This window comes from Caldisericum sp. (assembly GCF_049967455.1).
Taxonomy (GTDB): Bacteria; Caldisericota; Caldisericia; order Caldisericales; family Caldisericaceae; genus Caldisericum; species Caldisericum exile_A.
In genome coordinates this window covers 37,924-48,696 of record NZ_JBMFSR010000005.1, presented here as the reverse complement: position 1 = coordinate 48,696, position 10,773 = coordinate 37,924, and the positions used below count along the sequence as shown (strand labels likewise).

General features: G+C 35.1%; 12 protein-coding genes, 1 tRNA gene and 1 riboswitch. Of the genes, 1 reads left to right on the top strand and 12 read right to left on the bottom strand.

Going from position 1 to position 10,773, the window contains the following annotated elements:
* The 5 genes from ACP5SP_RS03055 to dprA all read right to left on the bottom strand — a co-directional run.
* A partial coding sequence (locus tag ACP5SP_RS03055) for a copper amine oxidase N-terminal domain-containing protein (protein WP_428076022.1) occupies positions 1–308 on the bottom strand: 308 nt, incomplete at its 3' end.
* A 57-nt stretch (positions 309–365) separates the two neighbouring features.
* Entirely contained in the window at positions 366–1,664 is a 1,299-nt protein-coding gene (locus ACP5SP_RS03050; RefSeq protein WP_428066847.1) for a hypothetical protein, read from the bottom strand.
* A gap of 67 nt (positions 1,665–1,731) precedes the next feature.
* Positions 1,732–2,607 (bottom strand): radical SAM protein, encoded by an 876-nt coding sequence (locus ACP5SP_RS03045; protein ID WP_424587112.1) that lies wholly within the window; start codon positions 2,605–2,607, stop codon positions 1,732–1,734.
* A complete protein-coding gene (gene trmFO / locus ACP5SP_RS03040) occupies positions 2,604–3,881 on the bottom strand; it encodes a methylenetetrahydrofolate--tRNA-(uracil(54)-C(5))-methyltransferase (FADH(2)-oxidizing) TrmFO (RefSeq protein WP_424587111.1) in 1,278 nt (425 codons plus the stop codon). Before trmFO ends, ACP5SP_RS03045 begins: the two co-directional genes overlap by 4 nt.
* Positions 3,878–4,903, bottom strand: a complete 1,026-nt coding sequence (dprA, locus tag ACP5SP_RS03035; RefSeq protein ID WP_424587110.1) for a DNA-processing protein DprA — start codon at positions 4,901–4,903, stop codon at positions 3,878–3,880. The genes trmFO and dprA overlap by 4 nt, the downstream gene beginning before the upstream one ends.
* Positions 4,904–4,953: 50 nt before the next feature.
* Positions 4,954–5,108, top strand: a riboswitch (FMN riboswitch).
* Between the two features lies 1 nt (position 5,109).
* On the opposite strand from dprA, the gene ACP5SP_RS03030 reads away from it, so the two are divergent.
* Positions 5,110–5,661 (top strand): ECF transporter S component, encoded by a 552-nt coding sequence (locus ACP5SP_RS03030; protein WP_424587109.1) that lies wholly within the window; start codon positions 5,110–5,112, stop codon positions 5,659–5,661.
* A 54-nt stretch (positions 5,662–5,715) separates the two neighbouring features.
* Here ACP5SP_RS03030 and rplT read toward each other — a convergent pair whose 3' ends face one another.
* The 7 genes from rplT to ACP5SP_RS02995 all read right to left on the bottom strand — a co-directional run bounded on the left by rplT (position 5,716) and on the right by ACP5SP_RS02995 (position 10,756).
* Positions 5,716–6,090: a 50S ribosomal protein L20 gene (gene rplT / locus ACP5SP_RS03025; RefSeq protein WP_416085034.1), complete on the bottom strand. Its 375-nt coding sequence runs from the start codon at positions 6,088–6,090 to the stop codon at positions 5,716–5,718.
* A gap of 24 nt (positions 6,091–6,114) precedes the next feature.
* Complete coding sequence (rpmI, locus tag ACP5SP_RS03020) at positions 6,115–6,285, bottom strand: 50S ribosomal protein L35 (protein WP_172633865.1); 171 nt, start codon at positions 6,283–6,285, stop codon at positions 6,115–6,117.
* Complete coding sequence (gene infC, locus ACP5SP_RS03015) at positions 6,272–6,847, bottom strand: translation initiation factor IF-3 (protein WP_416085033.1); 576 nt, start codon at positions 6,845–6,847, stop codon at positions 6,272–6,274. Before infC ends, rpmI begins: the two co-directional genes overlap by 14 nt.
* Before the next feature lie 208 nt (positions 6,848–7,055).
* Positions 7,056–8,963 carry a threonine--tRNA ligase gene (gene thrS, locus ACP5SP_RS03010; RefSeq protein ID WP_428066840.1) on the bottom strand — a complete coding sequence of 636 codons (1,908 nt, stop codon included), beginning with the start codon at positions 8,961–8,963 and terminating at the stop codon, positions 7,056–7,058.
* A gap of 21 nt (positions 8,964–8,984) precedes the next feature.
* Positions 8,985–9,059, bottom strand: a tRNA-Val gene (locus ACP5SP_RS03005).
* Positions 9,060–9,105: 46 nt separating this feature from the next.
* A complete protein-coding gene (locus ACP5SP_RS03000; protein ID WP_416085022.1) occupies positions 9,106–9,747 on the bottom strand; it encodes a DUF47 domain-containing protein in 642 nt (213 codons plus the stop codon).
* A 16-nt stretch (positions 9,748–9,763) separates the two neighbouring features.
* Positions 9,764–10,756 carry an inorganic phosphate transporter gene (locus ACP5SP_RS02995; protein ID WP_428076021.1) on the bottom strand — a complete coding sequence of 331 codons (993 nt, stop codon included), beginning with the start codon at positions 10,754–10,756 and terminating at the stop codon, positions 9,764–9,766.
* Positions 10,757–10,773: the final 17 nt, after the last annotated feature.

Genomic DNA, 10,773 nt, shown 5'->3' with positions numbered 1-10,773 from the left:
GCTGTTGGTGAATCAATCTTAAGGACAATTGTGTTGTTGAGGAGTTTAATTGTAACTTCACGGGTGGATCCATTCCATTCTACTGTTGAACCAAATGCCTCTGATATAAATCTTATTGGGACAAGAGTTCTTCCGTTTACAATAACAGGTGCTTGATCAAGAGTTGTTGATTTTCCATCGATAGTGCCTGTGGTCTTGCCTACATAAACTACGATTGTTTTTACAGTCTCTCCTTGTACTGATGGGACTACTCTTACAAATGTTACAATCATTACTACGATTGCAAGGATTGCAATCAGTTTCTTCATACTCTACCTCCTTTCAAAATTTGGGTTTTGCCCATGGTATTTAAATTATACTACTAATTAAAACTCAGTCAATATACCCTTTTCAAGAAATTGCACATTTGCATGTACTACTTTAAAGCGCTCTGGAATTTGAGTATGAATTGGAAGAAGTATCTCAGGATTTATTTCCTTTGCCATCCAAAGTATTTCAGTTTCCGAAGCATGCCCTGGAGAGTGAATCCTAAATAAAGGAAGATTAAATTTTGAAAGCCAATTTTCCAAAATCTTCGTGTTTAAAGGATCAACTGAAGAAAGTGGCTCTCCTCCTGACATTATGTATGCTGAGCCTTCGATGGGTTTAATATCAATAAGTTCTGGAATATGAGAAAAATTTAAAAGTAAAATTTCATTAACCTGATTTGACACTAATTCATCTTTTGTAACGAACTTTTCCTTTGGTATGTTAAGTTTACTTTCAAACGGTGCATAAACAAAAGTATTAGGAGCATTTAAAATTTCACTTGCAATCGTTTCAAATTCGCCATATTTTAGAAGTGTGCTTGCATAATCCTCATGAATAATAAATTTCTTTCCAAGTTCACTTGCTGCATTAAAGAATGTTTGAATTCTTGTAAGATGAATTTCATAAACATTACCGATAATTAATCCCTTGAAAACCGACGCAACTTCCTTAATCTGTTCCTTAAGTTCGGGTTCGGTATTGCTCACAATACCGTTCCAACCGATACGAGTTCCTTCTGTGATAAGTATATAAGGCCTAAGAGATTTTGCATATTCAACGAACTTATTGGAAAGTTCACTTTTAACACCTTTAAAGTAAATATCGCCTGTGTAAATGACTAATCCTTTTGGCGTTTCAACAAAATAGGCAACAGCTCCCGGAACATCATGATCTATAAAGTAAGGAGTTATTTTAAAATCACCAATTTGAACTGTTTTTCCATCAACTATTTCAATATTTGAAGGCATACACTCTACAATACCCTTCTCAACAAAATAACTTAGTGTTGCAAAACTTCCCTTAGTCATATACTTTTTTAAAGAATCACTCAAATAACAAATTTGGCCTATATGATCAAGATGGGCATGTGAAAAAAACAGGCCACCAATCTCAATTGGAAGAGATTTTTCTTCACTTAATTCGTTTTTATAAAAGCCCCTAAAGGGTGGAAGTTCTCCTAATTCAACATAGTCTTCAAATCCTTTTTCAGGTCTCCCCTTAATAGTATCGTTAAAGAAAACCTGAGATGTGGGAAACCTTCTCCCAAAATCAAACACTATACCAACTCCATTTGACTCCATAAGGATTATATTTCCACCAATTTCTCTTACACCACCAAAAAACCCTATTCTCATATAATCACTCCCTTTTCTTAGTTATTTAGAGCACATATTATACACCTAATTTTGCGTTTGTCAAGTATTAATCGTACTGTATCCAACCGTTTTTTAAGCCTTCTTCTTTTACAATTTTCTTTACTTCATTTATCTCTTCTTTCAAAAGTTTTCTTGCAAGTTCCTTAAACTCGTGCGCTCTGTACACTGGAACATATTGAGTCATAACGGAAATAAATATAGAATCTCCGAATTCTTTCTTGAGGAGTCTTAAAGCTATACGCAGCTCATCAAGCTTACCAGGAAATACCAAATATCTTACTACAACACCCTCTTTGAGAAGTCCATCAGTTCCGAATCTGATATTCTTTGCTTTTACCATTTCTTTTATTGCTTCTAATGTAATTTCAAAATATCTTGGTGCCTTTGAATATTTAAAGGCATCTTCATCATTTACATATCGAAGATCAGGAAGATATATATCAATAAAATTGTTGAGAAGTTTTATAACTTGAACAGTCTCATAGCCTATGGTATTCCAAACTGTAGGAATTTTTAAACCTTTTTCTCGCGCAAGTGTAAGAGCAGCCATTGCCTGTGGTGCATAGTGCGTTGCCGTTACGAAATTTATATTTGCAGCACCTTTCTTTTCAAGCGAAAGCATTAAATTTGAAAGTTCTTTTACCGAAACAGTCTTTCCCGAACCCAACTGGCTAAAATTATAATTCTGACAATAAACACATTTGAGATTACAATTACTAAAGAAAATCGTTCCTGAACCAAAACGACCCGATAGAGGCGGCTCTTCCCCTTTGTATAAAACTGCTGAAGATATTTTTACAAAAATATCAGAGTTGCAGAGTCCAATTTCACCCTTTAACCTTTCAACATTACATCGAAGGGGACATAGATTACAAGGTGATATAAGTTTATAAAGTTCCTTAAGTGATGTCAATTCATTCATATCATACCTCTTACAAGTTCTATTGATTTAATTGAATCCTCTATAAATTTTTCTTTTCTTTTGTTTTTGGGAATTTCAAAATATTTTTTAGGAATAAGGCCAAAGTTTGCACGCATTGGTTGCGGATCTTCAAGATCATTTTCAACAAGAAATCTAATGAGGCTTCCTATCATTGTTTCATCAGGTATTTCAATAGGTTTTTCTCCCCTATACAATCTTGCTACATTTATACCAGATACAAGTCCTGTAAGAATTGCCTCACTATAACCTTCAGATCCTGTAATTTGCCCTGCAAGAAAAACATTTGGAAATTTTTTAGTCTGAAGTGTTTTATTTAGAATTCTATTTGCTCTGAAATAGGAGTTCTTATGAATGCTTCCGTATCTTACAAATTCAGCATTTTCAAGTCCTGGAAGAAGTCCAAAAACCCTTTTTTGTTCCTGATACGTTAAAGATGTTTGAAAACCTACAAGTTCAAAAAGATTTCCATCTGTATCTTCCCTTCTTAATTGCACAACTGCAAAGAAGGCCTTCCCAAAGCCTTTTGGTGTTAAAGGCCCAAATCTTAAAGCATCAAAACCACGCCGAGCAATCTCTTCTATGGGAAGACACGACTCGAAAAATATTCTGTCAAAATCGTGAGGTGTATGAGTTTTTGCTTCAATAAGTTCCTTATAAAATCTTTCATAGTCATCATAATTAAGAGGTATATTCAAGTAATCAGGTGATTGATCGTATCTTCCACCAAAAAACATTTTTGATAAGTCAAGCGACTCTTTTGTAACGACAGGGGAAACTGCATCATAGAAGAAGAGATTTTCTCCAAAAAGTTTTTGCAACTCACTTAATAGTGCATCACTCGTTAAAGGTCCCGTTGCAATAACTACAATGTCATTATCAAAGTCTATTTTTGTAATTTCTGCTCTTTCGACGTGAATTTTGGGGTGTGATAAAATAATGTTTGTAATTTCCTCGGAAAATTTTACTCTGTCAACTGCAAGCGCCTTTCCCGCAGGGACCTTATTTTTTAACGCTACTTGAAGTAGAATTGATCCTAATCTCAAACCTTCCTCTTTTAAAAGCCCCCTTGCATCGTTAAGTTCAACCGATCCTAAAGAATTACTACAAACAAGTTCTGCAAAGTTCCCTGTGCGATGTGCCTCAGTTAATCTTATAGGTCGCATTTCATATAGAATTACTTCTATTCCTCTTTCTGCAATTTGAAGTGCTGCCTCACTTCCTGCAAGGCCACCTCCAATCACAATAACTCTCATATCTTAAAATACCTCCCTAAGGTTTTCTTTAAATAACCCCTCACTTCAAGTGTCGTAAGTGTAGCCAAAATTTCAGAATCACTAATCAAAAAATCTCCTGAGGAAATTTTCTCCTTCAAGGTGTCAAAGGTGTCTCCGTCTTCAAGCATATTAAGAATTGCTTGCTCTATTTCTGAAAATTCTTCGATACGTTTACTTAATTTCAAATGGTTCAATTCTTTTATATTTTCAAAAATATCATTTACATCAAGTAAAGGGATTGCACCATCTCTTATAAGCGCATTGGTTCCTAAACTTGTTGGGCTTGTGATGTTGCCAGGTACTGCAAAAACCTCCTTTCCTTGCTCTATTGCATGCATCGCAGTTATAAGTGAACCACTTTTTAATTCAGCCTCAACTACAATAACACCAAGGCTCAAAGCACTTATAATTCTATTTCTAAAAGGAAAGTTGTATTTCATAGGCTCTGTTCCAAAAGGAAACTCAGAAACAATAAAACCATTTTCCTCAATTTTCCTTGACAAACTAAGATGATCCCGTGGATAAATTACATCAATGCCGCTACCCAAAATTGCAATTGTTTTTCCATTTGCATCAAGTGCGCCGTTGTGGGCAGCACTATCAATACCATATGCAAGCCCGCTTACAATAGAAACCCCTACGCTTGCAAGGTCATATGCAATTTTATAAGCAACACTTTTCCCATAATTTGTACATTTTCTTGAACCAACAATTGCAACTGCATCTTTTGGAAACTCAATGAAATCACCTTTTACATACAGTAAGATTGGTTTATCTTTTAAAAGAGATAAGGCATTAGGGTACTTTTCATCATAAAAAGGGATAAGTTGTACGTTATATTCTTTGGCCTTTTCAATTTCTTTTTCTGCAAACTCAATATAATATTTGTCAACATTAAAATCAAACGAATCGTTATCTAAAAATTCCTTTAAATAAATTTTTGCTTCTTTTGGTTTATTAAACCTTAGATAGTTTAAAGCAACTGTTTTGAGTAAATCCATACCAAAACAATATAACGAATTTTGAATTTTTTACAAAATTTACTAAAATATGATGCCTCCAGGGCAAGGTGAGTTACCCAAATGGGTAACAATTCCTGATCGGTGGTGATAGGGTAAACCCCTTAAGCCCACGAGCAACCACAAGGGTTGTTGATTGGGTGAAAATCCCAAGCCGACAGTAAAGTCTGGAAGGAAGGAGGTTTAAAATGTCCTGGAAAAATTTAAGAAGTATCATTTTTGCTGGAATTCTTGCAGCCCTTAGTTTTGTACTAATGAGGTTTACAGAGTTTCCTTTGCTTCCTCAAGCAAGTTTCCTCAAAACAGATTTAGGGGACATTCCTTTACTTGTTGGTGCATACCTTTTTGGTCCAATTGCTGGAATTGCTATTGCATTTGTAAAAGATTTGCTATTTTTTGTTAGTGGAGCAGGACAAGGTGGTCCCATTGGTGTCCTTTTGAACTTTATCGCAACAGGCACTTTTGCGTTAGTTGTAGGTTTGGTAAGCTTTAAAAAGAAAAATGACTTAACGCTTATTTTGGGGCTTATCTTGGGAACGATTGCAATGGCACTGATAATGATCCCTGCAAATCTTTGGGCAATACCAAAGTTTTTACCTTCATGGACAAAGGAACAAACACTTTCTTACATCTACACAATAAATGTTCCTTTTAACCTTATAAAGGGGCTGCTTGATACAGTAGTAACATTTTTCATAGCAAAGGCATTAAAAAGCCGAAGAATTTTTACTGAAAAGTAAATAAAATTAGGGGAGCGTTTGCTCCCCTCTAAAAGTTGATTGAAGGTTTAAATTTTATGCTTTTACCCCGTTTTTCTCAAGTGCCTCTTTTGCCTTATTCACAAGTTCTTCAAAAGCCTTTGCATCATTTACAGCAAGATCTGCAAGCATCTTTCTATCAATTTCAATACTTGCAAGTTTCAATCCGTTAATGAATCTGCTATAAGTTAAACCATATTCTCTTGCAAGTGCGTTAATTCTTGCAATCCAAAGTTTTCTAAATTCTCTCTTCTTCTCTCTTCTATGAATGTAGGCATACTTAAGGGCATGCATTACTGCCTCATTTGCGACCTTAAATCTACGTGAAGCAGCCCCTCTATAACCTTCTGCTAATTTTAGAATCTTTTTATGTTTTCTTCTTGTAACAACTCCTGCCTTAACTCTCATAATATCACTTCCTTTCAAAAATTTTTGTTACTTTAAATAAGGAGCAACACCTAAAATGTTCTTTACATCAGTCTTAGAGATTACATGCAAACTGTTGAGTCTCTTTTTTCTTCTTGAAGATTTCTTTTCAAGATGGTGGCTATGGTTTGCACCATAAGCAACAAGTTTACCACTTCCTGTAACTCTAAACCTCTTCATTGCTGATCTGCTTGACCTGATTTTGTTTTTCATGTGCTTCTCTCCTTTCCCTTAATTTCTTTAAAACTTCTTTGTTCGGTTCAAGGGAAAAAAGTAAATTCTTGCCAGTCATTTTGGGGGGACTTGCAACGACTGCAACATCAGATAGTGCATCAATTATTTTATTTGCAAGCTCATAACCTTGATCTGTAAATGCCATTTCCCTTCCCCTAAACCATATTTCAATATTTACTCTATTGCCATCTTCTAAGAACTCTCTTACTTTTTTATTTTTTATAGCAAGATCATTTGTGTCAATCTTCAATCTGTAGCGCATCTGTTTAACTTCAATTTTTGTCTGTTTCTTCTTTGCTTCTTTTTCTTTCTTTGTTTGTTCGTAGAGATACTTGCCTAAATCTACAATCTTGCAAACCGGTGGATTTGCATTTGGTGCTATAAGCACTAAGTCTAAACCTTTTTCTCTTGCAATGTTCAAGGCATCCCTTGAGCTCATAATTCCAACCTGAGCGCCATTTTCGTCAATGAGGCGCACTTCCTTCAGGCGGATGTTTTCGTTTGCGATTACGTCCTTACTGTTAATACCTCACCTCCATAAAATAAATATAGGTAGCCGAGAGGCTACCAGAATAACATACAAATTACTAATTATTAAAAACCAAAACCTTTTCGCAAGCTCTCGGCCGCTTAAGGTAGGGCTTTGCCCTTTTTCTTCAATTGTCCAAGTGCTATTATACAAATTCTTCAAAATTAGTCAAGTATAAAAGAATTTACTAATCTATAACTCTATTCTTAACTTCATTCAAAATGCGTTCAAGGAATGCATCTACACTCATTATCCCAATGTCACCTGAACGTCTTTTTCTAACGGAAACACTACCTGAAGAAACTTCTTTATCACCCACAATAAGAATATAAGGGATTTTTTCAGTTTCAGCATCTCTAATTTTTGCATTCATTTTTTCTGATCTTTCATCAACTTCAACACGTAATCCATTTAGGAACAGTCTTCCCCTAACAGATTGAGCATATTCAAGATGTCTGTCTGCAATAGGCACAATTCTTACCTGAATTGGTGCAATCCAAGTAGGAAACGCCCCTGCATACTGCTCGATGAGAGTGCCGAAGAATCTTTCCATTGAGCCAAGGACAACTCTATGAATCATAATGGGCCTATGTTCTTTTCCATCTTCCCCAATATATGTTACATCAAACCTCTCAGGTAAATTAAAGTCAACTTGGATTGTTGGCCCTTGCCATTCACGTCCAATTGCATCAACAAGCTTTATATCAATCTTAGGTCCATAAAACACACCTTCACCTGGATCAATCTTATAAGGAATCTTTAACTCATCAAGTGCAACCTTAAGCGCATTTGTTGCTAATTCCCAGTTTTCAAGGCTTCCGACATATTTCTCTGGACGAGTTGAAAGGTAAACATTGTAATTTTTAAATCCAAAAGTCTCAATCATATATTTTGCAAATTCCACAACACCTATTATTTCTTCTTCCAGTTTTTCAGGTTGTACAAAAAGATGTGCATCATCCTGAGTAAAACCCCTTACTCTCAAAAGACCATGAAGAACGCCTGCTCTCTCATATCGGTAAACAGTTCCAAGCTCTGCAAATCTCAGAGGTAAATCCCTATAACTTCGCGTTCTTGATTTGTAAATTGCAATATGAAATGGACAGTTCATTGGCTTCACCATATAGGAACCTTTATCAACTTCCATTGGAGAAAACATATTTTCTCTGTAGAAATCCCAGTGTCCTGATGTCTTCCAAAGCTCAACTCGTGCGATATGTGGTGTATAGACGAAGTAATACCCACGTTTTATATGTTCATCACGCCAGAAATCCTCGATAATTTTTCGTACCGTTGCCCCTTTGGGGTGCCAAAGAATTAGTCCTGGTCCTATCTCTTCCTGAATACTGAACAAATCCAATTCTTTTCCAATTTTCCTGTGATCACGCTTCTTTGCTTCTTCCAGGAAATTCAAGTACTCCTTTAGGCGCTCTTCTGTTGCAAATGCAGTACCGTAAACACGCTGAAGCATTTTATTCTTTTCATCGCCCCTCCAATAGGCACCTGCGACATTTAGTAATTTAAAGTGTTTTGCGTAAGAGGTATCAGGAATGTGAGGGCCTCTACAAAGATCCGTGAAATCTCCTTGTCTATATATTGAAACAGTATCTTCCTTAACTTCTTCAATAATTTCTATTTTGTATGGTTGATTTAATTTTACAAAAAGTTCTATTGCCTTTTCTTTAGGAAGTTCAAGGCGCTCAAAGGGTATCTTTTCATCAATAATCCTTTTCATCTCTTCTTCGATTTTTGTTAGATCCTCTTCCGTAAGTGGATTTTCGAGGTCAAAATCATAATAGAATCCCTTCTCAATTGCAGGTCCAATGGTATATTTTGCATTTGGGAATAGATGCATTACCGCTTGTGCAAGGATATGAGAAGTGCTGTGTCTTAAAATTTCTTCCCCCTCTTCTGTATCAATAAATATTGGTTCTATTTCAACATCTTCATTTATCTTTGTCTTTAAGTCTTTCTCAACGCCATTAACCTTTGCAGCAACAATTTTTGAAATATCAAAGTTAATTTGTTTAAAAATCTCTTCTATGGTAAGCCCTTCTTGGAACTCATAAATTTTACCTGATATCTTTATTTTCACGCCCGCCTCCTAAATAAAAAATGGTGGGCGATAGTGGAATCGAACCACTGACCTCTTCGGTGTCAACGAAGCGTTCTACCTCTGAACTAACCGCCCACTCTGCATAACTATTTATATCAAAATTCATCTTTTTGTCAAGAGTTTAGACCTCTTTTATAAGTATGTTAGCAATAAGGTCTGCTGCTTCTGAAATTCTATCAGCAGAATTACTTATATGACGATAAACTTCTCTCATTTTGAATATGTAGTGAAAATCATCATGAGAAAAAAGGTCTGCAAGTGCCTCATGGTAAGTTTCCTCAATTTCATTTTCTACAACCTTTGCAGAAACAACATTACTGTTTGCAAGATTCTTGTCAGTAAACATGTTATCCACTGCATAGCTTATATGATTAACACCGCGAGAAATCTTCTCTATCATCTTCTTCAAATAGAAGTTGGGATAAAGCTGATAGATTATCATTTCTTCAATTGTATTATAAGCATAGTCAAGGATATTATCTATTGTATTTGATAGAGTATAAATATCCTGCCTATCAATTGGAGTTATAAGGCTCTTGTTGAGTTCATTTAACAGGTCTCTTCTTAAATTATCTCCTTCTGATTCAATCCTTTTTATTTGAATTTTGAGATTGTGTCTCAAAACATCCTTATTTACAACATCTTCGTTTATTCCCATAAACTCGTTTAAAGTATTAACTCCTTCTACAGTTTTTTTTGCCTGCTCCTTTAGGAGATTTTGAAATACATCAGGCCTCTTAAACATTGAATCCCAAACTTTCATTTTTTATCACCTCACATTATTTTAATATTGTAATAAAAATCTTCGATATTCCATATGAAATAAGAATTGACATTGGTACTGTTACAAGCCATGTCAGGACAAGATTTCTAACAACATTGTATTTTACTGCATGTGGCTTCTCTGCAACGCCAATTCCAACAACTGACATATTTAAGGTTTCCGTTGAACTTACAGGAAGACCAAATTTTGCAAACGTGAGAACAGTTGCCGAGGTTATACTCTGGGCAAGAAAAGTTTCCTTAGGATTACTTTTCATAAGTCTAAATCCTGCTGTTAAAAGCGAATTTGCACCAAAGAAAAGTGTTCCCAAAATAAACAAAAAAGAGAGAAGTCCAATAACAAAAACATTCTTGGGATTAACGGCAAAATTAACATGTGAAATTATACTTGCCGTATAAACCAAACTCAATGTCTTTTCTGCATCGTTTGCTCCATAACCCATAACAAGAAAAATGGACGATATAACTTGGAGGATTTTAAAAAAAGGTGAAACCTTTGGGCTTAACGTACGCAAAATAAAATTAAAAATCTTCGTTAATACAAAAGAAACAATTAAACCTATAAATATAGAGGCAACAAGTCCTCCGAAAACTTTTATAATTTCAAATGTATTAATTTGTGTGTGCACTTTACTTGCAATAGCACTTCCCACAAGTGCACCAACAAATGTGTAAGAAATACTAACAGGATATTTAATTTTTTGGGCAACTACAACCCAAATCATTGTCGCAATAATAGCACCATACAACATAGGAAGAGTTATGAATTGCATTGGAATTATCTTAGTACCAAGAGTTTTTACAACTTCGGTTCCAAAGATAAGTGGAGCAATAGTCAAAGACAAAAATAGTAATATTACTCCAAAAAGAGGATGTATGAAATTTGAAGAAATAATAGATCCAAGCAAAACTCCGCCATCGTTTGCTCCCATTAATATCTGGAAAACACCAGCTATAATTAAAAAAACTAAAAAACTTATATTGTTCATGGTTTAAAATAATAACA